Raw genomic sequence first — 24,965 nt, forward strand, 5'->3', positions numbered from 1 at the left:
TCCGTCCGCCCATCCGTCCGACCGCTCATCCGTCCGTCCGTCACACCACCCGCCAGCCCAACCCGTTCCGCCCGTGGATTTCCTTTGGAGTGCACCGACATGACAGAGTCCGAGAACTTTGCTTCCGAGTCCGGCGAGGAGTCGGCCGGGGCGGCGGGTGAGCGGGGTGCACACCGGTCGGCTCTGGCGCGGCGGCTCGCCGGGCTGACCCCGGCCGACCAGACGCGCGCCGTGCTGGACGTCGTCCATGCGCAGACCGTCGCCGCACTGCGCCGGGCCCGCCCGGACACGCCGGACGCGGTGGACACCGCGCGGCCCTTCCTGGAGCTGGGCTTCGACTCCATGGCCGCGGTGGACCTGCACGCGCGGCTGACCGCGGCCACCGGCCTCGACCTGCCCGTCACCCTGGCCTACGACCACCCCACCCCCCTCGAACTGGCCCGCTTCCTGCGCACCCGGGCGCTCGGCCTGGCCCCCGAGCCGCTCGCCCCGGCCGTCCGGGAGGCGGCCGGGGACGCGGACGACCCCGTCGCGATCGTCGGCATCGGCTGCCACTTCCCCGGCGGCATCGACTCCCCCGAGGACTTCTGGGCACTGCTGGCCGAGGAGCGCGAGGTGCTCGGCGACTTCCCCACCGACCGCGGCTGGGACGTACCGGGCATGTTCGACCCGGACCCCGACCGGCCCGGCAAGTCCTACGTCGACAAGGGCGGCTTCCTCCACGGCGCCACCGACTTCGACGCCGGCTTCTTCAAGATCAGCCCGCGTGAGGCGCTGGCGATGGACCCGCAGCAGCGGCTGGTCCTGGAGACGTCCTGGGAGGCGCTGGAGCGCGCCGGGATCGACCCCACCTCGCTGCGCGGCAGCCGCACCGGCGTGTTCTTCGGCGCCGAGGTGCACGAGTACGGCGTCCGGGTGCACCAGGCGCCGCTCGGCCTGGACGGCTATCTGATGACGGGCAACGCGCCGAGCGTGGCCTCCGGCCGGGTCTCCTACACCCTGGGCCTGGAGGGCCCCGCGGTCACCGTCGACACCGCCTGCTCGGGCTCGCTGGTCTCCCTGCACCTGGCCGCGCAGGCGCTGCGGACCGGCGAGTGCTCGCTCGCCCTGGTCGGCGGGGTGGCCGTGATGGGCAGCCCCGGCATGTTCACCGCGTTCAGCAGGCAGCGCGGGCTGGCCGCCGACGGCCGCTGCAAGGCCTTCGCGGCCGCCGCGGACGGCACCGGCTTCGCCGAGGGCATCGGCGTCTTCGTCGTGGAACGGCTGTCGGACGCCCGGCGCAACGGGCATCCGGTGCTCGCGGTCGTGCGCGGCTCCGCCGTCAACCAGGACGGCGCCAGCAACGGCCTCACCGCCCCCAACGGCCCAGCCCAGCAACGGCTGATCCGCCAGGCCCTGGCCAACGCGGGTCTGGCGGCGGCCGACGTGGACGCCGTCGACGCCCACGGCACCGGCACGAAGCTGGGCGACCCCATCGAGGCCCAGGCGATCCTGGCCACCTACGGGCAGGAGCGGGACGAGGACCGGCCGCTGTGGCTGGGCTCGGCCAAGTCCAACCTGGGCCACACCCAGGCCGCGGGCGGCGCCGCGAGCGTCATCAAGATGGTGCTGGCCATGCACCACGGGACGCTGCCCAGGACCCTGCACGTCGACGCGCCGACCCCGCATGTGGACTGGTCGGCGGGCCGGGTGGAACTGCTCACCGAGGCCCGGCCGTGGCAGGCGCCGGAGGGACGGCCGCGCCGCGCGGGCATCTCGGCGTTCGGCATCAGCGGCACCAACGCCCACGTGATCATCGAGGAGCCGCCCGTCGGGGAGACGGCCGAGGAGCCGACTGCCGGCGAGCCGGGCACTGCCGGGGCGGCGTCTTCCGGATCCGTGCTCCCCCTGCCGCTCAGCGCCCGTACCGCGGCGGCGCTTCCCGCGCAGGCGGCCGGCCTGCTGGCGCGGGCGGGGGGCGAGGATGCGCCCGCCCTGCTGGACACCGCGTACTCGCTGGCGACCACCCGGGCCGCGCTGGAGCACCGCGCAGTCATACTGGCCGGGGACCGGGACGAGTACGCGGCCGGGCTCGCCGCACTGGCCGGCGGCTCCGGCGCTTCGGACGCTTCGGATGCCTCCGGGGCATCCAGTCCCTTCGGTGCCTCCAGTGCCGTGACGGGCGAGATTGCCGGCGGGCGCACCGCGTTCCTGTTCACGGGGCAGGGCGCGCAGCGGGTGGGGGCGGGCCGCGAGCTGGCTGGGGCCTTCCCGGTGTTCGCCCGGGCGCTGGAGGATGCCTGCGGCTATCTGGACCTTCAGCTCGAACGCCCGCTGACGGACGTGCTGTTCGCGGCCGAGGGCTCCGCCGAGGCCGCGCTGCTGGACCGGACGGAGTACGCGCAGCCCGCGCTGTTCGCCGTCGAGGTGGCGCTGTACCGGCTGGTGGAGTCCTGGGGCGTACGTCCCGACTACGTGGCCGGGCACTCGGTCGGCGAGATCGCGGCCGCGCACGTGGCCGGGGTGCTGTCGCTGGAGGACGCCGCGGCGCTGGTGGCGGCCCGCGGGCGGCTGATGCAGGAGCTTCCGGTGGGCGGGGTGATGGTCGCCGTCCAGGCGTCCGAGGACGAGGTCCTGCCCCTGCTGGCGGACGGCGCCGGCATCGCCGCCGTCAACGGACCGCGCTCGGTGGTGGTTTCCGGACCCGAGACACCCGTCCTGGCCGTCGCGGACCGGCTGCGGGCGCAGGGCCGCAAGACCTCGCAGCTCAAGGTCTCGCACGCCTTCCACTCGGGCTTGATGGAACCGATGCTGGAGGAGTTCCGGCGCATCGCCCGGGTGCTGGACTACGCCGCCCCGCACATCCCCGTGGTCTCCACCGTCACCGGGGAGCAGGCGCGGGCGGAGGAGCTGACGTCGCCGGAGTACTGGGTGGAGCACGTCCGCCGGACGGTCCGGTTCGCCGACGGGATGCGGACGCTGGCCGCGGAGGGCGTCACCGCCTTTCTGGAGCTGGGCCCGGACGCCGTCCTGACCGCGATGGGCCAGGAGTGCCTGGCGGAGGACGGCACGGATGCCGACCGGGAGTTCGTCTCCCTGCTGCGCCGCAACCGCCCGGAGGAGCGGGAGGCGGTGACGGCACTCGCCCGGCTCTGGGTGCGCGGCCGGCACGTGGACTGGTCCGGCTTCTTCGCCGGGCGCGGAGCGCGGCGCGTGGGCCTGCCCACCTATGCCTTCCAGCGGACCCGCTTCTGGCTGGAGCCCGTGCCCGACACGGGGGACCCGGAGGCGCTGGGGCAGGTGACGGCCGGGCATCCGCTGCTGGGTGCCCTGGTGGCCCTGCCCGGCGCGGAGGGATCGGACAGGGTGGTGCTGACCGGCCGGATCGGCCTGGACTCGCACGCCTGGCTGGTCGATCACTCGGTCATGGGGTCGGTCCTGCTGCCGGGGACCGCGTTCGTGGAGCTGGCCGTGCACGCCGGGGACCGGGTCGGCTGCGGACGGCTGGAGGAACTCACCCTGGCGGCCCCGCTGGTCATACCCACCGACGGCGCGGTGGTGCTGCGCGTGGAGGCCGCCAGGGCGGCGGACGAGGCGGGTCGCTGGAACGTCGCGGTGTACTCGCGCCGGGAGGACGCGGACGCCGATGCGGCGTGGATCCGGCACGCGGACGGCGTGCTGACCGCCGCCCCGGCTCCCGGCCGGGAGCCGGACGCCGATCCGACCGCATGGCCGCCGCAGGGCGCCACGCCGGTCGCGGTGGACGGAACGTACGAGCAGCTGGCCGCCCAGGGTTACGGATACGGACCGGTCTTCCGCGGTCTGCGGGCAGCCTGGCGGCGCGGCGACGAGGTCTTCGCGGAGGTCGCGCTGCCGGAGGAGGCACGCGGCGAGGCCGCGGCGTTCGGGCTGCACCCGGCCCTGCTGGACGCCGTCCTGCATGCCACCGATCTCGCACGGGACGGGCAGGGCGACGGGCTGGGCGACGGGCAGACTGTGCTGCCGTTCGCGTGGAGCGGCGTTTCGCTGTATGCCACCGGAGCAACGGCGCTGCGGGCTCGCATCAGCAGGGCGGGCCAGGAGGGTGTCAGGCTCCACCTGGCCGATCCCGCGGGCAGCCCGGTGGCGGAGGTGGAGTCGCTGGCGATGCGCCCAGTCTCGGCCGAGCAACTCGCGGCGGCGCGCGGCGGGGCCGGTCTGCCGCTGTACCGGCTTGAGTGGACCCCGCTGCCGAACGCGGTCGGAGAGCGGGCCGATGCCGCGAAGTGGGCGGTGTTCGGCGAGCAGGCGGAGCAGTGGGCGTGGACCGGGGCCCGGGTGACCGACGGCCCGGATGCGCTGGGCGAGCCCCTGCCGGAGCTGGCCATTCTGGCCTGCCCGGGTGCTGGGACCGGTGGGGACGCTGCCGTGCCGCAGGGTGTGCGTGAAGCCACGGGGTCTGTACTGAGTGTTATTCAGCAGTGGTTGGCTGACGAGACTTTGACGTCGGTGCCCCTGGTGGTCGCCGCAAAGGCCGGATCCGACGGCGATGGGGGTTCGGCGGGTCTGGCGAATGCGGCGGCGTGGGGCCTGGTGCGCGCGGCGCAGGCCGAGAATCCCGGGCGCCTGGTCTTGCTGGAGTGGGACGGCGAGCCTGTTCCGGCAGGACAGCTCCAAGCGGCGCTGCGGAGCGGAGAGTCGGAAGTTGCCGCGCGGGGCGGTGAGTTGTACGGACGCAGGCTGGTCAAGGTGCCGGGTGCGACGGATCGGGGACCAGGCGGCGGGTTCGCCGAATGGGATCCGGCGGGCGCGGTGCTGATCACTGGTGGGACTGGTGGTCTCGGCGGCATTCTGGCCGAGCACCTGGTGCGCGAGTACGGCGTACGGCGGCTCGTGCTCACCAGCCGCCGCGGCCCGGACGCACCCGGGGCCCAGCAGCTTGCGGCGCAACTGACCGAAGCAGGCGCCACCGACGTCACGCTCCTCGCCTGCGACATCAGCGACCGCGAAGCCGTCTCCCGCCTCGTCGACGGCATCCAGGACCTCAAGGCCGTCGTCCACACGGCAGGCGTGCTGGACGACGCCACTATCGGCTCCCTGACTGCGGGGCAGCTGGACACTGTACTGCGCCCGAAGGCCGATGCCGCCTGGCATCTGCACGAGGCGACGAGCGGTCTGGACCTGGCCGCCTTCGTCCTCTTCTCCTCCGTCGCCGGTACCTTCGACGGCGCGGGACAGGGCAACTACGCGGCGGCCAACGCCTTCCTGGACGCCCTCGCCCACCACCGCAGGGCACAGGGCCTGCCTGCGCTCTCGCTGGCCTGGGGGCTGTGGACCGGGGACCGCGGCATGGGCGCCCGGCTCACCGGCGCAGACCTGCGACGCATGCGCGACGGCGGGCTGATCGGCCTGTCCGTCCCGGAGAACCTGGCCCTCTTCGACGCGGCACTGGACTCCGCCGAGCCGGCCGTACTGCCGGTCCGCCTCGACCCGGCCGCGCTGCGCGGCCGTGGCGACGGCGTGCACGCGCTGCTGCGCGCCCTCGTGCCCGCAGCCACACGGCGTGCCGCACAGGCATCCGCTGCCCCGGTCGGCGAACCCGAACTGACCGCACGGCTCGGCGCTCTGGATCCGGCCGAACGCGACCGTGCTCTGCTGGACCTGGTGCGCACCCACGTCGCCGAGGTGCTGCACCACGGGGGCGCAGGCGCCATCGACGCCCGGCGTGCCTTCACCGAGATCGGCTTCGATTCCCTCTCCGCGGTGGACCTGCGCAACCGCCTGAACAAGGCGACCGCTCTCCGCCTGCCGGCCACCCTGGTCTTCGACTACCCGACACCGCAGGCCCTGGCCGAACACCTCGCGGAAAAGCTGTTCGGCGCGGCCCCCGCGACGCCCGCGACCGAGCCGGTGACCCCGCCCGTCGACGACGAGCCGATCGCCATCGTCGGCATGAGCTGCCGCTTCCCGGGCGAGGTGAGCACCCCCGAGGAACTGTGGGCGCTGCTCGCCGAGGGCCGTGACGGCATTTCGCTGTTCCCGGAGGACCGCGGCTGGAACGTCGCGGACATCTACGACCCGGAGTCCGGAAAACCGGGCACGACGTACGCCCGCGAGGGCGGTTTCCTGCACGACGCGGCCGACTTCGACGCCGAGTTCTTCGGCATCTCACCACGCGAGGCCCTGGCGACCGACCCTCAGCAGCGACTGCTCCTGGAAGCCTCCTGGGAGGCCCTGGAGCGGGCGGGCATCGACCCGCACTCCCTGCGTGGCAGCCGCACCGGTGTCTTCGCGGGGATCATGTATCACGACTACGCCTCACGACTGGGCCAGGCGCCCCTCCCGGAAGGCGTGGAGACCTACTTGGGCAACGGCAGCCTGGGCAGCGTGGCCTCGGGCCGGGTGTCCTACGTCCTCGGCCTGGAGGGCCCGGCGGTGACGGTGGACACCGCCTGCTCGTCCTCACTGGTGGCCTTGCACTGGGCGATCCAGGCGCTGCGGAACGGTGAGTGCACGCTGGCCCTTGCGGGCGGTGTGACCGTGATGTCGACACCCGAAACCTTCATCGACTTCAGCCGCCAGCGGGGGCTGGCCCGGGACGGCCGCTGCAAGTCCTTCGCCGAGTCGGCGGACGGTACGGGCTGGGGCGAGGGCGCAGGGATGCTGGCGGTGGAACGGCTGTCGGATGCGCGGCGTAATGGGCATCCAGTGCTGGCGGTGGTGCGTGGGTCGGCGGTGAATCAGGACGGTGCGAGCAATGGCCTGACGGCGCCGAATGGTCCGTCGCAGCAGCGTGTGATCCGGGCTGCGCTGGCGAGTGCGGGGCTGACGGCCGGGCAGGTTGATGCGGTGGAGGCGCACGGCACGGGCACGGTGCTGGGTGACCCGATCGAGGCGCAGGCGCTGCTGGCGACGTACGGACAGGAGCGGGAAGCCGGGCGTCCGCTGTGGCTGGGCTCGGTGAAGTCCAACCTCGGGCACACACAGGCCGCGGCGGGTGTGGCCGGCGTGATGAAGATGGTGCTGGCCATGCGACACAGGACCCTGCCCAGCACCCTGCACGTGAACCAGCCGACGTCCCAAGTGGATTGGTCGTCGGGGGATGTGCGGTTGCTGGCCGAGGCGGTGCCGTGGGAGAGCGAGGGACCGCGTCGTGCGGGCGTCTCGTCCTTCGGGATCAGCGGCACGAATGCACACGTGATCCTTGAGGAAGCGCCACCGGTCGAGGAGACGCCTGGTGAGGCGGTAGCGGGTGGCGGTGTGCTGCCGCTGGTGATCAGCGCCCGCAATGGGGCAGCCCTCCGGGCACAGGCCGCGAGCCTGGCGGCGTGGCTTGAGGACGAGGACGGGCCCGGTCTGGCCGACGTGGCGTACTCGCTGGCCGTGACACGGGCTGGTCTGGAGCATCGTGCGGTGGTGCTGGCGGTGGACCGCGCGCAGGCGCGGGCGCAGCTGACCGACGGACCGCTGGTGCAGGGGACGGTGAGCGAGGGGCGCCTGGCGTTCCTGTTCACGGGGCAGGGTGCGCAGCGGATAGGGATGGGCCGGGAGCTGTATGAGGCTTTCCCTGTGTTTGCGGCGGCGTTTGACGAGGTCTGCGGGCACCTTGAACTTCCCCTGAAGGATGTGGTGTTCGGGGACGATCAGGCAGTTCTGGACCGGACCGAGTACGCGCAGCCCGCTCTGTTCGCGATCGAGGTGGCGCTGTACCGGCTGGTGGAGTCCTGGGGCGTACGTCCGGACTTCCTGGCCGGGCACTCGATCGGCGAGATCGCAGCCGCGCATGTGGCCGGGGTCTTCTCGCTCGCAGATGCCTGCACGCTCGTGGCGGCGCGCGGGCGGCTGATGCAGGCCCTGCCCGAGGGCGGGGTGATGGTGGCCGTCCAGGCCACCGAGGACGAAGTCCAGCCCCTGCTCAAGGACGGCGCCGGGATCGCCGCGATCAATGGGCCGCGCTCCGTGGTGATTTCCGGGCCCGAGGCACCCGTACTGGTCATCGCGGACCAGCTTCGCGCGCAGGGCCGCAAGACCTCACAGCTGAAGGTCTCCCACGCCTTCCACTCCGCGCTGATGGACCCGATGCTGGACGACTTCCGCACCGTCCTGGACAGCCTGGCCTTCCAGGCCCCGCAGATCCCCGTCGTCTCCAACGTCACCGGGCAGCTCGCAACAGCCGAAGACCTCACCTCACCCGAGTACTGGGTCCAGCACGCCCGTCAAGCCGTCCGCTTCGCCGACGGCATCCGGGCACTGGCCACCGAGGGCGTCACCACCTTCCTGGAGCTGGGCCCCGACGCCGTCCTGACCGCCATGGCCCAGGACTGCCTCCCCGACACCGACACCAGCACCGACAGGGCCTTCATCCCCGCCCTCCGCCGCAACCACCCCGAAACACCCGAGACCACCAAAGCCCTCGCCCACCTCTGGACCCGCGGCCACCCCATCACCTGGCAAACCTTCTACGCCCCCCACCACCCCCACCCCACCGACCTCCCCACCTACCCCTTCCAACGCCAGCGCTACTGGATCGACGCGGTAGCCGGCCCCGCCGATGTCGCCGCAGCCGGGCTGGACCCCGCGCAGCACCCCCTCCTCGGCGCAGCCGTCTCTCTGCCGGAGTCGGATGCGATTGTGCTGACGGGGCGGATCGGGCTGCGCAGCCACCCGTGGCTGGCCGACCACTCCGTGATGGGATCGGTGGTCCTGCCCGGTACGGCCTGTGTCGAGCTGGCCCTGCGGGCCGGGGACGAGGTGGGGTGCGGGCTGCTGGAGGAACTCACCCTGGAGGCCCCGCTCGTGCTGCCCGCCCACGGCAGCTGCGACCTGCGGGTGTCCGTGGGCGAGCCGGACGAGTCGGCGCGGCGCCCGGTGACCGTGTACTCGCGCGAGCAGGACGCGGCGCCCAGCGCGCCCTGGACCCGGCACGCCACCGGCACTCTCGCGGACGCGGCGAGCCCCAGCGGCAACGACGACAGCCTGCGCATATGGCCGCCGCAGAACGCCGCCCCCGTCGATACAGGTGCCTTGTACGAGGTGCTGGCCGCGGACGGCCTCGAGTACGGCCCGGTCTTCCGCGGTCTGCGCGCTGCCTGGCGACGCGGCGACGAGGTCTTCGCCGAGGTCGCCCTCCCCGAAGAAGCACACACCGACGCCACCGCATTCGCTCTTCACCCCGCCCTCCTCGACGCCGCCCTGCACGCCACCGAGCTGGCCGGCAGCGGCGAACGGCAGCCCGGCAGGGGCGCGTCACTGCCGTTCGCCTGGAGCGATGTGGCCCTGCACGCAGCAGGGGCTACCGCTCTGCGGGTCCGGGTGGTGCCGGTCGCGGGCGGTACGGACGCGGTCTCGCTGACGCTCGCCGACACCACCGGCATGCCGGTGGCCACCGTGCGCTCGATGGCGTCCCGGCCGGTGTCCGCCGAGCAGATCGAGGCGGCGCGCGCCGGAGCCGGGGAATCGCTGTACCGCGTGGAGTGGGCCGAGGTGGCCCCGGCCGAAGCCGCACCCGTCGGCGACGACTGGGTGGTGCTCGGCCCGGAGGCGGGTGACTGGGCCTGGACGGGCGCGCGGCCGTGCCCGGATCTGGGGTCGCTCGACGCGTCCGTGCCGTCGGTGGTCGTGCTGCCGTGCCCGGCAGTGGATCCCCGCGATGCCGTGCCGCAGCGGGTGCGCGAGGTGCTCGGCGAAGTGCTGCGCACGCTCCGGCAGTGGCTGGCGGAGGAGAGGCCGGCCTCGTCCCGGCTGCTCGTCGTCACACGCAATGCCGTGGGCACCGACGACGCGGTCGGCACCGGTGACGTCGTCGGCTCCGCGGTGTGGGGCCTGGTGCGCTCGGCGCAGGAGGAGAACCCGGGCGCCTTCGTACTGGCCGACTGGGATGGCGAGGAGGCGTCCGCCCGGCACTTCCCGCAGGCGGTGGCCTCCGGCGAACCGCAGGTGTCCGTGCGGGTCGACGGGCTGCGCGCGGCCCGTCTGATGCGGGTGCCTGCGGCGGCCGCTGCGGACGGTGCCCCGGGGCGGTCCGGGTTCGCCGACTGGGATCCGTCTGGTGTCGTGCTGATCACCGGAGGCACGGGCGGCCTCGGTGGCATTCTGGCCGAGCACTTGGTCCGCCAGTACGGCGTACGACGGCTCGTGCTCACCAGCCGCCGCGGCCCGGACGCACCCGGAGCCCGGCAACTGGCAGCACAGCTGAGCGAAGCAGGCGCCACCGACGTCACGCTCCTCGCCTGCGACATCAGCGACCGCGAAGCTGTCTCCCGCCTCGTCGACGGCATCCAGGACCTCAAGGCCGTCGTCCACACGGCAGGCGTGCTGGACGACGCCACTATCGGCTCCCTGACGCCCGAGCACCTGGACACCGCGCTGCGCCCGAAGGCGGACGCCGCCTGGTACCTCCACGAGGCCACCCGCCACCTCGGTCTCACCGCCTTCGTGCTCTTCTCCTCCGCCGCCGGCACCCTCCAGGGCGCCGGACAGGGCAACTACGCGGCGGCCAACGCTTTCCTCGACGCGCTCGCCCGGCACCGCAAGGCCGCGGGTCTGCCCGCGCTCGCCCTCGCCTGGGGCCTGTGGGCCGGGGACCGCGGCATGGGCGCCCGGCTCACCGACGCGGACCTGCGGCGGATGAGGGACGGCGCGCTGACCGCGCTGACCGTCCGGGAGAACCTGGCCCTGTTCGACGCGGCGCTGGTCACCGCCGATGCGGCCGTACTGCCGATCCGCGTCAACCTGGGCGCGCTGCGGGCCCGTTCCGGTGAGGTGCCCCCGCTGCTGCGGGCCCTGGTGCCGCCCGTCGCCCGGCGGGCCGTGCGGGCGGCGGCAGCCGCGGGTACCGCGGCGGAGGAGTCGTCCCTGGAGGAGCGGCTGGCGCCGCTGGCCGAGGACGAGCGGCACCAGCTCCTGGAGGAGTTGATCTGCACGGAGGTGGCCACGGTCCTCGGGCACTCCGGAGCCGCGTCGCTGGATCCGTCCCGTTCCTTCCAGGACGTCGGCTTCGACTCGCTCACGGCGGTGGAGCTGCGCAACCGGCTCAAGAAGGCCACCGGTCAGCGGCTGCCCGCCACGCTGATCTTCGACTACCCGACGCCGACCGTGCTGGCCAAGTTCCTGCTCGACGAGCTGTCGCCGGACATCGTGAACATCGGGGGCATCGGGGATACCGGGTCCGGGCCGGAAGCAGTCGAGCAGCACGGCGGGAACGACCAGAGCGACGCGATCTTGGCGATGGACATCGACGATCTCGTGCGCGAGGCCTTCGAACGCAGCGAGACCGAGGAGTGACGACCGTGGAAACACCTGTCCAGAAGATCGCGGAAGCGCTGCGCGCGTCGCTGCTGGAGAACGAGCGGCTGCGCCGCCGTTACGACGAGGCGACGGCCGCCGCCGCGGAACCAGTGGCGATCGTGGGCATGAGCTGCCGCTATCCCGGCGACGTCGGGTCCCCGGAGGACCTGTGGTCGCTGGTGCGCTCGGGCACCGATGCGATCACCGACTTCCCCGGCGACCGCGGCTGGGATCTCGAGGGGCTGTACGATCCCGAGGGGACCCGGCCGCACACCAGCTACACCCGGCAGGGCGGATTCCTGTACGGGGCCCCGGAGTTCGACCCGTCGTTCTTCGGCATGAGCCCGCACGAGGCGACCGCCACCGACCCCCAGCAGCGGCTGCTCCTGGAGGTCTCCTGGGAGGCGTTCGAGCGCGCCGGGATCGATCCGGCCGCGCTCAAGGGCAGCGCCACGGGCGTGTACGCGGGTGTGATGGCCACGGACTATCCCGTTCGGGCCGGGACGGTGCCCGAGGGCGCCGAGGGGTTCATGGTCACCGGCACCGACGGCAGCGTGGTCTCGGGCCGCATCGCCTATGTGCTGGGCCTGGAGGGCCCTGCCGTCTCCATCGACACCGCCTGCTCGTCGTCGCTGGTGGCGCTGCACCTGGCCGCGCAGGCGCTGCGCAACGGCGAGTGCTCGCTCGCGCTGGCGGGCGGGGTCACGGTGATGTCCACCGCCCGGACGTTCGTGGAGTTCAGCCGGCAGCACGGGCTGGCGCCGGACGGCCGCTGCCGGTCGTTCGCCGACGCGGCCGCGGGCACGGGCTGGGGCGAGGGCGCCGGGATGCTCGTACTGGAGCGGCTGTCCGACGCGCGCCGCAACGGGCGGCACGTCCTCGCCGTGGTCCGGGGCTCCGCCCTCAACCAGGACGGGGCCAGCAACGGCCTCACCGCGCCCAACGGCCCGTCCCAGCAGCGGGTCATCCGGGCGGCGCTGGCGAACGCCGGGCTGACCGCGCGGGACGTGGACGCGGTGGAGGCACACGGCACGGGCACCGTGCTGGGCGACCCGATCGAGGCGCAGGCGCTGCTGGCGACGTACGGGCAGGAACGCGACAAGGACCGTCCGCTGTGGCTGGGCTCGGTGAAGTCCAACTTCGGCCACACCCAGGCCGCGGCCGGAGTGGCCGGGGTCATCAAGATGGTGATGGCGATGCGCCACGGCGAGCTGCCGCGCACGCTGCACGTGGACCGTCCGTCCGGTCAGGTCGACTGGTCGGACGGGGCGGTCGCGCTGCTCACCGAGACGGTCCCGTGGGAGAGCGAGGGGCCGCGCCGCGCGGGAATCTCGTCCTTCGGGATCAGCGGCACCAATGCACACGTCATCATCGAGCAGGCGCCCGCGGCCGAGGAGGCCGCCGCCGGGGACCGGGCCGAGCCCGGCGCCCCGCTGCCGTTCCTGCTCTCCGCCAGGAGCGAGGCGGCCGTGCGCGCCCAGGCCGGGCGGCTGGCCGAGCGCCTGGCTGCCGACCCCGCCCTGAGCCCGCTCGGCCTCGGCCACTCCCTGGTGGCGACGCGGGCCGCCATGACGCACCGGTCCGTGCTGGTCGCCGCCGACCGGGACGCGCTCCTGGCCGGGCTGCGGGCGACGGCCGCGGGCCGGACCCCCGACGCCCTGGTGAGCGGCACCGCCGGGGGCCGCGCCAAGGTCGCCTTCGTCTTTCCGGGGCAGGGCTCGCAGTGGGCCGGGATGGCGCTGGAACTCCTGGACTCCGGCGCCGCCCCGGCGTTCGCCGCGCGCCTGCGGGAATGTGCGGAGGCCATCGGCGCGCACGTCGACTGGGACCTGTTCGCGGTCCTGCGCGGCGAGCCGGGCGCGCCGTCGCTGGAGCGGGTGGATGTGGTGCAGCCCGCGCTGTTCGCCGTGCTGGTGTCGCTGGCGGAGCTGTGGCGTTCGCACGGCGTCAAACCCTCGGCCGTGGTGGGGCATTCGCAGGGTGAGATCGCCGCGGCGTGCGTCGCGGGCGCGCTGTCCCTGGAGGACGCGGCCCGGGTGGTGACCCTGCGCAGCCGGTCGATCGCCCGTCACCTGGCCGGGCCGGGCGGCATGATGTCCGTCTCGCTGCCCGCCGGGCAGATCGCCGACCGGCTGCAGCACTGGGACGGACGGCTGTCGGTGGCGGCCGTCAACGGCGCGGGGTCGGTGGCCGTCTCCGGCGACGGCGACGCCCTGGACGAACTCCTCGCCGAACTCCAGGCCGAGGGCGTGTGGGCCCGCAGGATCCCGGTCGACTATGCCTCGCACTCCGCGCACGTGGAGGCCATCGAGGAGGAGTTGCTGGACGTCCTGGCGGACATCACCCCCCGCCCGGCGAAGATCCCCTTCTACTCCACCGTCACCGCCACGCTGATCGACACCCGCGAGCTGGACGCCGCGTACTGGTACCGGAATCTGCGGCAGACCGTGCGCTTCGAGGAGACCACCAGGGCTCTGCTGGCCGACGGCCACGGCCTCTTCGTCGAGGCCAGCCCGCATCCGGTGCTGTCGATGGGCATCCAGGAGACCGGGGAGGCCGCCGGGCGGGCCGCCGTTGCCGTGGGCTCGCTGCGCCGCGACGACGGCGGGCCGGACCGCTTCCTGCTGTCCCTGGGCGAGGCCTGGGCACACGGCGCGACCGTCGACTGGGCGGCGCTGTTCGCCCCGTACGAACCGGACTGGGTGGACCTGCCCACCTACCCCTTCCAGCGGCAGCGCCACTGGCCGCGCCCCGACCCGGCCGCCTACGATCCGGCCTCGGCCGGGCTGGACTCCGCCGACCATCCGCTGCTGGGTGCCGCCGTGCAGCTGGCCGCCGCGGACGGCGTGCTGCTCACCGGGCGGATCGGTCTGGACACCCACCCCTGGCTGGCCGATCACGCGGCCGGCGGCGCCGTGCTCCTGCCGGGCACCGCGCTCGTCGAACTCGCCGGCCGGGCCGGGGACCGGGTCGGCTGCGGACGGATCGACGAACTCACCCTCACTGCACCCCTGTTGCTGCCCGAGCGCGGTGGTGTGCAGCTGCAGGTGCACGTGGGCGTGGCCGACGCCGCCGGACGGCGCCCGGTGAGCGTGCACTCCCGGCCGAGCGGCACGAGCGGCACAAGCGGCACGAGCGGTGCCGACGCTTCCGAGGAGCCGTGGACGGGGCACGCCGACGGGTTCCTCATGCCCGAGAGTACGGACCCGGACGACGACGGCTCGCAGGCCGTCTGGCCGCCCGAGGACGCCACGCCACTGGACGCGTCCGGCCTCTACGAGCAGCTGGACGACCAGGGGTACGGCTACGGCCCGGCCTTCCGGGGGCTGCGGGCCGCCTGGCAGCGCGGCGAGGAAGTGTTCGCCGAGGTCGCCCTGCCCGAGGAGGTGCGGGCCGAGGCGGGGCGGTACGGGCTGCATCCGGCGCTGCTGGACGCCGCCCTGCACGCGGCGGGCCTCGGCCCGTTCGACACTTCTCCTGCCGGGTCGGGGGCGGACGGGGCCGGGATCCGGCTGCCGTTCACCTGGAGCGGGGTGAGCCTGCGGGCCGTGGGCGCGGCGGCGCTGCGGGTACGCGTCACACCGGCCGGGGACGACTCGGTCCGGCTGCTGCTCGCGGATGCGACGGGCGCGCCGGTCGCATCCGTCGATGCCCTGGTGCTGCGCCCGGTGTCCGCGGACCGGCTGTCGGCCGCGGCCGCACCGGCCGGCGACTCCCTGTTCCGGTCCCTGTTCCGGATCGAGTGGAGCGCGCTGCCCGCGGCGGCCGAGGCGGCACACGAGCCGGCCTTCGCGCTCCTGGACGGGTACGGGGACGAGCCCCTCGGCCTGCTCCCTGACGGCACTCAAGTGCTGCCCGACATCTCCTCCCTGCGCTCCGTCCTGGACGCGGGCGCTCCGGCGCCAGCTGTCGTGGTCCTCCCCTGCCTCGCCACGGACGACTCCGGCGCCGTGCCCGCCCCCCAGCGGATACGCGAGGCGACCGACCGGGTCCTGGCAGCAGTGCAGCAGTGGTCCGAGCTGGATCCGCCCGAGTCGGTGCGCCTGGCCGTGGTCACCCGCGGGGCCGCGGGGCCGGACGGGCTTCCGGTGGATGCGGTCGGCGCGGCGGTGTGGGGCCTGGTGCGCTCCGCGCAGTCCGAGAACCCCGGGGCCTTCGTCCTGGTGGACTGGGACGGAGAGCAGGAATCGGCCCGGGGGCTGGCCCGGGCCGCGCTGTCGGGCGAGCCCGAACTGGCGCTGCGGGGCGGCGATCTGTACGTGCCCCGTATGGTGCGCGCGGGCGGCGAGCGGACGGCCTCACCGTTTGCCGACTGGGACGCGGCAAACGTGATCCTCGTCACCGGGGGCACCGGCGGGCTCGGTGCCCTGGTGGCCCGTCACCTGGTCACCCGGCACGGGGTGCGGCGCCTGGTGCTGACCAGCCGCCGGGGCCCGGACGCCCCCGGTGCTGCGGAGCTGACGGCGGAGCTGACCGCCCTCGGCGCCGAGGTGTCCGTGGTGCGCTGCGACGTCGGCGACCGGGACGCCGTGTTCCACCTGGTCGGCGGAATCGAGCGGCTCAAGGCCGTGGTGCACACGGCCGGAGTGCTGGACGACGCCACCATCGCCTCGCTGACTGCGGAGCAGCTGGACACGGTGCTGCGCCCGAAGGCCGATGCCGCCTGCCACTTGCACGAGGCGACGAGCGGTCTCGACCTGGCCGCGTTCGTCCTCTTCTCCTCCGCCGCCGGCACCTTCGCCGGAGCGGGACAGGGTAACTACGCGGCGGCCAACACTTTCCTGGACGCGTTCGCCCGCCGCCTCAGGGCGCAGGGCCTGCCGGCTGTGTCTCTGGCCTGGGGCTTGTGGGCCGGCAGCAGCGGCATGACCGCCCATCTCACCCCGGCGGATCTCGCGCTCATGGCCAAGTCGGGCACCCGCGCCCTGTCCGCGGACGAGGGCCTGGCCCTCTTCGACGCCGCGGTATCGGCTGCCGAACCCGTACTGCTGCCGATCGGGCTCGACCTGTCCGTGCTGCGCAGCATCCCGGGCGGGCCGCCCCCGCTGCTGCGCGCCCTGGTCCGTACGGTGAGCCGGCGCACAGCGGATTCCGGGCCGGCCGACGGCCCGGACACCCTCGCGCAGAGGCTAGCCAGGATGCCGGTGCCGGAGCGGATCAGGCTGCTGCTGGACCTGGTACGTACCCAGGTGGCCGACATCCTCGGCCACGAGAGCCGCGACGCCGTCGAACCGGACCGCGCCTTCAAGGACCTCGGGTTCGACTCGCTCGCCGCGGTGGCCCTGCGCAACCGGCTCGGCGCGGCGACGGGCGTCCGGCTGCCGGTGACCCTGGTCTTCGACCACCCCACGCCCACTGCGCTCGCCGAATATCTCAGAACGGAACTGCTCGGTGCGGGCGAGGCGGACGCCTCCGCCGCCGTGGCGGCGACAGCTGCCCCCGCCGCCGACGAACCCATCGCCATCGTCGGCATGAGCTGCCGGTTCCCCGGCGGAGTGAGCACCCCCGAGGAACTGTGGGCGCTGCTGGCCGCGGACGGCGACGGCATCACGCCGTTCCCCCGGGACCGCGGCTGGGACATCGCGAACATCTGCGACACCAGCGGGGTACGGGCGAACACCAGCCACACCGACGAGGGCGGCTTCCTGCACGACGCGGCCGACTTCGACGCCGAGTTCTTCGGCATCTCACCACGCGAGGCCCTGGCCACCGACCCCCAGCAACGACTGCTCCTGGAAACCTCCTGGGAAGCCCTGGAGCGGGCGGGCATCGACCCGCACTCCCTGCGCGGCAGCCGCACCGGCGTCTTCGCGGGCGTCATGTACCACGACTACGCCGCACGACTCGGACAGACCCCGGTGCCCGACGGCGTCGAGAGCTACCTGGGCAACGGCAGCCTGGGCAGCGTCGCCTCGGGCCGGGTGTCCTACGTCCTCGGCCTGGAGGGCCCGGCGGTGACCGTGGACACCGCATGCTCGTCCTCACTGGTCGCCCTGCACCTGGCGGTTCAGGCACTCCGCAGCGGCGAGTGCACGCTCGCCCTGGCAGGCGGCGTCTCGGTGATGTTCACTCCCGAGACGTTCATCGACTTCAGCAGGCAGCACAACCTGGCACCCGACGGCCGCGCCAGGGCCTTCGCCGACTCGGCCAACGGCACCAGCCTCTCCGAGGGCGTGGGGATGCTGCTGGTGGAACGGTTGTCGGATGCGCGGCGCAATGGGCACCGGGTGCTGGCGGTGGTGCGTGGGTCGGCGGTGAATCAGGACGGTGCGAGCAATGGCCTGACGGCGCCGAATGGTCCGTCGCAGCAGCGGGTGATCCGGGCGGCGCTGGCGAGTGCGGGGCTGACCGCGCGGGACGTGGATGCGGTGGAGGCGCACGGCACGGGCACGGTGCTGGGCGATCCGATCGAGGCGCAGGCGCTGCTGGCGACGTACGGGCAGGAGCGGGAAGCCGGGCGTCCGCTGTGGCTGGGCTCGGTGAAGTCCAATCTCGGGCACACGCAGGCCGCGGCGGGTGTGGCCGGCGTGATGAAGATGGTGCTGGCCATGCGGCACGGGGTGCTGCCCAGGACCCTGCACGTGAACCAGCCGACACAGCATGTGGACTGGTCGGCAGGCCACGTACGGTTGCTCACCGAGCCGATGCCGTGGGAGAGCGAGGGACCGCGCCGCGCAGGCGTCTCGTCCTTCGGGATCAGCGGCACCAACGCCCACGCGATCCTTGAAGAAGCGCCGCCCGTTGAGGAGGTGCCTGGTGGGGCGGCTGTGGGTGGGGGTGTGCTGCCGCTGGTGATCAGCGCCCGTACTGCGGGAGCGCTGCAGGCGCAGACTGCGGGCTTGCTGACCTTGCTTGAGGTCGAGGACGGGCCCGGCCTGGCTGACGTGGCGTACTCGCTGGCCGTGACCCGGGCTGGTCTGGAGCATCGTGCGGTGGTGCTGGCGGTGGACCGTGCGCAGGCACGGGCGCAGCTGACCGACGGGCCGCTGGTGCAGGGGACGGTGAGCGAGGGACGGCTGGCGTTCCTGTTCACGGGGCAGGGCGCGCAGCGGGTAGGGATGGGCCGGGAGCTGTACGAGACCTTCCCCGTCTTCGCGGCGGCGCTGGACGAGGTCTGTGAGCACCTGGAACTGCCGCTGAAGGATGTGATGTTCGGGGACGAGCAGGGGGTCCTGGACCGGACGGAGTTCGCGCAGCCTGCGTTGTTCGCGATCGAGGTGGCGTTGTATCGGCTGGTGGAGTCCTGGGGCGTACGTCCGGACTTCCTGGCCGGGCACTCGGTTGGCGAGATCGCGGCTGCCCACGTCTCTGGAGTGCTGTCCTTGGCGGATGCGTGCGCTCTGGTGGCGGCGCGCGGGCGGCTGATGCAGGCCCTGCCCGCGGGCGGGGTGATGGTGGCCGTCCAGGCCACCGAGGACGAAGTCCAGCCCCTGCTCAAGGACGGCGCCGGGATTGCCGCGATCAACGGACCACGCTCGGTAGTGATCTCGGGTCCCGAGGCACCCGTACTGGTCATCGCGGACCAGCTTCGCGCCCAGGGCCGCAAGACCGCGCAGCTGAAGGTCTCCCACGCCTTCCACTCGGCGTTGATGGATCCGATGCTGGACGACTTCCGCACCGTCCTGGACAGCCTGGCCTTCCAGGCCCCGCAGATCCCCGTCGTCTCCAACGTCACCGGGCAGCTCGCAACAGCCGAAGACCTCACCTCACCCGAGTACTGGGTCCAGCACGCCCGTCAAGCCGTCCGCTTCGCCGACGGCATACAAACACTGGCCACCGAGGGCGTCACCACCTTCCTGGAGCTGGGCCCCGACGCCGTCCTGACCGCCATGGCCCAGGACTGCCTCCCCGACACCACCACCGGCACAGACAGGGCCTTCATCCCCACCCTCCGCCGCAACCACCCCAATGAAGAAGAAACAACCATCACAGCCCTCGCCCACCTCTGGACCCGCGGCCACCCCATCACCTGGCAAACCTTCTACGCCCCCCACCACCCCCACCCCACCGACCTCCCCACCTACCCCTTCCAACACCAGCGCTACTGGCTGGAATCCGCCACCCCAACCGGCGACGTGACCACCCTCGGCCAGACCCCCGCCAAGCACCCCCTGCTGGGCTCAGTCCTGCACCTCGCGGGCGGCGGCGACCAGACAGTCCTCACCGGTCGGCTGTCCCTCCAGTCGCACCCGTGGCTCGCCGATCACGCCGTAGGCGACACCGTGCTGCTCCCCGGCACTGCCTTCGTCGAGATCGCCGTGCACGCGGGCGATCAGGTCGGCTGCGGCGAGTTGTCCGAGCTGACCCTGGAGGCACCGCTGCCGCTGCCACAGCGCGGTGCGGTGCAGCTTCAGGTGACCGTCGGTGCAGCGGACGCGAACGGGCACCGTTCCCTGTCGGTCCACTCGCGGCCGGATGACGGGGACCCGCAGACGCCGTGGACCCGGCACGCCGAAGGACTGCTCACCGTTTCGCCCGCGGACCCGGGCCCCGATGCCGACGACCTCCGACTATGGCCCCCGGCGGACGCCGAAGCCGTGCCGCTGGAGGGCATGTACGAGCAACTGGCCGCGCAGGGTTACGGATACGGTCCGGTCTTCCAGGGCCTGCGCGCGGCCTGGCGGCGCGGCGACGAGGTCTTCGCCGAAGTCGCCCTCCCCGAGGACGCCCACACCGAAGCCACCGCATTCGCTCTTCACCCCGCCCTCCTCGACGCCGCCCTGCACGCGGCCGATCTCGCTCCCGTCGGCACCGACGAGCAGCCGGGAGTCCTGCTCCCCTTCGCCTTTCAGGGCGTGACCCTGTACGCGACCGGCGCAACCGCCCTGCGGGTGCGCATCGCCCCCGTCGGCCCGAACGCGCTGTCCGTCCTGGCCGCCGATGCCCAGGGCGTGCCGGTCGCCTCCGTGCGGTCTCTTGCCCTGCGTGCGGTCGACGAGGAGCAGCTGCGTACCGCCGCGGGCGGGGAACCGCAGCAGCTGTACCGCGTGGATTGGACGCCGATCGGCTTGCAGGGACCGGCGAAGTCCCGTACGCAGGACGTCACGACGGTCGTCTGCGACACCCCCGCTGATCCGGCCGATGTACGGGCGGCCACCGGGCGGCTGCTGGCGTACCTCCAAGAGTGGCTGTCCGATGAGGGGCCCGCCTCCTCCCGGCTCGTCGTCGTCACCCGCCGTGCCGTCGCCGTGTCGCCCGCCGAGGATGTTCTCGATCTGGCGGGCTCGGCGGTGTGGGGGCTGGTGCGCGCGGCGCGGGAGGAGTATCCGGGGCGCCTCGTGCTGGTGGACACGGACGGCACGGCGGCCTCCGAAGCGGCGCTGTCCGCCGCGGTGGCGAGTGGGGAGCCGGAGATCGCGCTGCGCGGCGGTGCGGCGTCCGTGCCCCGGCTCGTACGCGCCGGCGAGGGCGCGCCGGAGGAGGCTCTCCGACTCTCCCCGAACGGCACGGTGCTGATCACCGGGGGTACGGGCGGGCTCGGCGGCCTGGTGGCCCGTCATCTGGTGGCGGAGCACGGCGTACGGCATCTGCTGCTGCTCAGCAGGCGCGGTCCGGCGGCCGAGGGCGCCGACAAGCTCGTGGCCGGGCTCACCGAACTCGGCGCAAATGTCGACGTCGTGGCCGGGGACGCGGCGGATCCGGACGAGCTGGCCGCGGCGCTGGCCCGCATTCCCGCCGAACATCCCCTGACCGGTGTCGTCCACACCGCCGGGGTGCTGGACGACGCAACTCTGGCCTCCTTGACGCCGGAGCGTCTCGCCACGGTGCTGCGGCCCAAGGCGGATGCGGCGCTCAACCTCCACCGGCTCACCGCCGGGGCAGACCTCGCGGCGTTTGTTCTGTTCTCCTCGACCGCGGGCACCCTGGGCGGAGCCGGGCAAGCCAACTACGCCGCGGGCAACGCCTTCCTGGACGCCCTGGCCCAGCACCGCAGGGCCCACGGCCTGCCCGGCCTCTCGCTGGCCTGGGGGCTGTGGTCGGCCGGGGCGGGGATGGGAGACCGGCTCGCGGAGGCGGATCTGCGGCGGATGTCGCGCTCCGGCATGCGGGCGCTCTCCCCGGAACAGGGCCTCGCCCTCTTCGATGCGGCCGCCCGGTCGGCCGCCGAAGCTGCTGTCCTGCTGCCGGTCTCGCTGGACACCTCGGCCATCAGGGCGCGCAGTGCCACGGACGGGGTTCCGGCGCTGCTGCGCGGCCTCGTCCGGGTGCCGGTGCGCCGGGCGCTGGACGACGGTGCGGCCGGTGCCTCAGGTGCCCAAGGGCCATCGTTGGCCGAGCGGTTGGCCGGGCAGTCGGCCGAGGAGCAGGAGCGGACGCTGCTCGACCTGGTCCGGGCGCACACGGCCGAGGTCCTCGGGCACGGCGGCGGCCACGCCGTCGAACCGCTGCGGGGCTTCGTCGAGCTGGGCTTCGACTCGCTGACCGCCCTGGAGCTGCGCAACCGTCTGGGGGCGGTCTCCGGGCTGCGGCTGCCGTCCACGCTGATCTACGACCATCCCACTCCGCTGGCCGCGGCGCGCCATCTGCGCGACGAGCTGGTCGACGAGCTGTCTCCGTCCGGGCCGTCCCTGGAGGCCGAACTCGCCCGGCTGGAGGCGGTCATGAGCACCGCGGCACCGGACGAGGCCGAGCACGCCAGGGTCACGGCGCGGCTGCGGGCGCTGGCCGCGCGGTGGGGGGACGCATACCGGCCGGACGGCGCCGGGGAGCGGCAGGAGTCCCTGGAGGCGGCCTCGGCCGACGAGCTGTTCGACATCCTCGACAACGAGCTGGACGCCGGGTAGCGGCCACCGGTCGCAATCCCATGGTGAAGCGGTCCCGGGAGCTGTTCCCGGGACCGCTTTGCCGTGCCTATGTGACGGCCGTCAGTGCCGTTCTTGGGCATCATGCGCATCGTCGCCACGAGGTTGGGCACCACATACGCGAGGACGTCCTCCGCGGTGCTCGCCGGGCTGCTCGACGCCTGGGCGTGCAGCGGCTACGTACGGTCGCCGGGATCGGTGTCGGGGGCGGGATAGCCGCTGAACCGGTACGGGGGACGATCACCGCGAGGCGATCACGTTCTGGACCAGCCCGAGTTCCTCAACGAGCCGTCACACCACCCACCTTGACTAGGAACTTCTCAAGACAGAACGGCCTCACTGAGGGTTTCTCAACCCGAAGTTGCAGGTTGAAAACCCCTCGATGCCCCAGGCGCGAAGCGCTGTCAGCGGCTATGGGCGGTCCCGCCGCCTGTCCACAGCTGCTCGGGCTGGTCGCTGTTGCAGGTGGTCACCATCACCCCTTGCCGCCGCCATAAGGCGGGGAAGCGATCTCCAGACATCGCCCAGTCTCAGTGTTCTTCAGCGTCTGGCCCGCCGTGGTGGCGCTCCCTACGCGCCAGCGCACATAGCCAGTCCCTCCGAGACCGCTGCACAGTCCCAGTCCGGCCCCGGAGTCGTTGTTGAAGGGCGCCGACAGGCAGTTTCCGCTCGCGCGGTTCACCAGCTCGAAGGTGCCGCCGCCAGAGGAACGCAACGTCCACGCGTAGGCATCGCTGGAACTGCAGGTCCCGAAGCTGGGGTAGACGGAACCGTCACCGACGCACTGGTCGGTGGAGACATTTCGGAGGCGCGATACGGACCCCGGGGAGAGTGTGGTGGCCCCGGACTCCGCGGAAGGCGGCGGTCCGGCCGTAGAGGTGCCCCTACTCGCGGTCTGTACCGGCGGAGCCACAGCCTCCGTGGAGCCGGATGCGCGCGCGGCTGGGTCCGACGCGGACCTGATGGCGGACGGCGACACGGAAGGCGACGGCGACGCGGAGAGCGATCCAGAAGGCGACGGCGACGCGGAGAGCGACGGCGCTGATGAGCCGGGGGCGGTCAGTCCTGGGCCGCCCCCGGCTTTGGAGGGTCCATGCGCACGTCTCCGTTTACCACACCGGCGGCCACCGCTCCGTGCGTGGCCGTGACCGTCATGCCGCCGGCGACCGCAAGCCCACCAGGGCCGGCCGAGGCACCGGAGCCGTGTTGCCGGACATGCTCGACCAAGGACCGCAGCTCCCGGACGGCCTTGTCTCTTTCGAACTCCGGCAGATCCTGGAGCAGGTCCGTGAAACGCGTCTGCCAGGACCGGGACTGGTCGACGCGTACCTGTTCCAGCGCTCGTTGCACGTCTTCGGCTGATGCCCGTGCGAGATCGGCGGCAGTCTGGTCAAGGCGCTGCAATACCGCCTCTTCCCGTTGACCGTCTCGCCCCAGGAGCCGGGCCACTGTTGTCGACGAATCCGACAACGGGCCCGACGAGGCTGTGCGGCCCCGCTCCGCAGAGAACTCCCCACGAGCAGGCCAAATCGCCAAGCCTCGGCGGGCATCAGTCCACAGCGGCAAGTGGGCGTCACCACCCTTTCGGGCGATGTCTCCCGCCACGTCTGGGGCTCGATGGCGTTGGGCTGCAGACGAGTTGAGTCCTCATCGAGCACAACGGGCCGCGGGCCGGGGGCGGTGGAGTCGGCTCAGGAGGCCGTCGCGGGAACGAGGTGGTCGAGTCCCTGCGCACTGCCCGTCGCGGCCTCGATCGAGCGCGGCAGCATGATGCTCTCGTAGGCGCGGACGGCGTCGCCGACGCTGGATTGGGTAACGAGGGCGTGGGCGAGGTCGGAGCCGTCGAGCATGGCGAGGTTGGCGCCCAGCCCGACCGGGGGCATCAGGTGCGCGGCATCGCCGAGCAGCGTGACGCCGGGAACGTGCTCCCAGGTGTGCGGGGCGGGCAGGACGAACAGAGGACGGTTGGTGAACCCGTTGTCGCCGTTCCGCAGGATGTAGCGCAGGCTCTCGTCCCAGCCGTCGAACATCCTCAGCAGGTGCGTCCGCACGGCCCGCTGGTCACCGAGGTCGATACCGGCGGCCACGTGCCAGTCCTCCGGCGCGCGGAGCGCGATGTAGGCGCGGATGTGGCCGTTGCTGTTGCGCTGGGCGACCAGGGACCTGCCGACGCCCTTCGCCAGTATCGATCCGTTGCCGACCAGCCGCGCGAGGTCGGGGTGGCGGGTGTCGCAGTGGTCGAATCCGGTCTCGACGAAGGTGACACCGGTGTAGCCGGGGGCGGCGTGCGACAGGGCCGGGCGGACGCGTGACCAGGCGCCGTCGGCGCCGACCACCAGGTCGAAGTCCTCGGCGGTGCCGTCACCGAAGAGCAGCCGGCAGGGGCCGTCGGCCAATGGGGTGACCCCGCTGACTGCGCGGCCCCACCGCACCGTGCCCTCGGTGACCGAGTCCAGGAGCAGACCGCGCAGCTGGCCCCGGTCGATCTCCGGCCGACCGCCGTCAGCGGAAGGTCCCTGCTGCGCCAGGAAGGCGGCGGTGGCGAAGTCGAGCACCCGCCACTCATCTCCTTCGGGGCGGGCGAGGGCGTGGAATCGGTCGAGGAGCCCCGCCGAACGCAGGGCGGCCTGGCCGGTGTCGGCATGCATGTCGAGGGTGCCGCCCTGCGGGCGGGCGTCTGCGGATGCCTCGCGTTCGAAGACGGTGACGGAGCGGCCGTGTCGCTGCAGGACTCGGGCGCAGGTGAGGCCGCCGAGGCCGGCGCCGACAATCGCGATGCGGGGATCACGAGCAGAGGTCATGGAAGTGCCCCTCAAGAGGTGGGTGAGCCGCCGGGAGGTCCGACATCACCAAGAAAGCACACTCGCTAAATAAGTGCAATGACTAAACTTTCAGACTCGATGCACTTCGAGGTATGGT

General features: G+C 73.1%; 6 protein-coding genes. 3 read left to right on the forward strand and 3 right to left on the reverse strand.

Annotation, left to right across the window (positions count from 1 at the left end; translation table 11 throughout):
- The first annotated feature begins 99 nt into the window (after positions 1–99).
- From AC1Z4A_RS02000 to AC1Z4A_RS02010, 3 genes are all read left to right on the forward strand, one after another.
- Positions 100–11,241, forward strand: a complete 11,142-nt coding sequence (locus AC1Z4A_RS02000) for a type I polyketide synthase (RefSeq protein WP_483676076.1) — start codon at positions 100–102, stop codon at positions 11,239–11,241.
- Positions 11,242–11,246: 5 nt separating this feature from the next.
- On the forward strand, positions 11,247–22,028 hold the full coding sequence (locus AC1Z4A_RS02005) for an SDR family NAD(P)-dependent oxidoreductase (protein ID WP_483676077.1): 10,782 nt from the start codon (positions 11,247–11,249) through the stop codon (positions 22,026–22,028).
- Positions 22,029–22,121: 93 nt separating this feature from the next.
- Positions 22,122–22,262 carry a hypothetical protein gene (locus AC1Z4A_RS02010; protein WP_483676078.1) on the forward strand — a complete coding sequence of 47 codons (141 nt, stop codon included), beginning with the start codon at positions 22,122–22,124 and terminating at the stop codon, positions 22,260–22,262.
- A gap of 259 nt (positions 22,263–22,521) precedes the next feature.
- Here AC1Z4A_RS02010 and AC1Z4A_RS02015 read toward each other — a convergent pair whose 3' ends face one another.
- The 3 genes from AC1Z4A_RS02015 to AC1Z4A_RS02025 form a co-directional block, all read right to left on the reverse strand.
- A complete protein-coding gene (locus AC1Z4A_RS02015) occupies positions 22,522–23,025 on the reverse strand; it encodes an RICIN domain-containing protein (protein WP_483676079.1) in 504 nt (167 codons plus the stop codon).
- Positions 23,026–23,105: 80 nt separating this feature from the next.
- Positions 23,106–23,450: a hypothetical protein gene (locus AC1Z4A_RS02020; protein ID WP_483676080.1), complete on the reverse strand. Its 345-nt coding sequence runs from the start codon at positions 23,448–23,450 to the stop codon at positions 23,106–23,108.
- Between the two features lie 287 nt (positions 23,451–23,737).
- Entirely contained in the window at positions 23,738–24,847 is a 1,110-nt protein-coding gene (locus tag AC1Z4A_RS02025) for an FAD-dependent oxidoreductase (RefSeq protein ID WP_483676081.1), read from the reverse strand.
- Positions 24,848–24,965 lie beyond the last annotated feature (118 nt).

It is taken from the genome of Streptomyces sp. 17_S59, from assembly GCF_056930295.1.

Bases quoted from the DNA above. Each gene is read 5' to 3' on its own strand.
- AC1Z4A_RS02000 (WP_483676076.1), top strand. From the start codon at position 100: ATGACAGAGTCCGAGAACTTTGCTTCCGAGTCCGGCGAGGAGTCGGCC.
- AC1Z4A_RS02025 (WP_483676081.1), bottom strand. From the start codon at position 24,847: ATGACCTCTGCTCGTGATCCCCGCATCGCGATTGTCGGCGCCGGCCTC.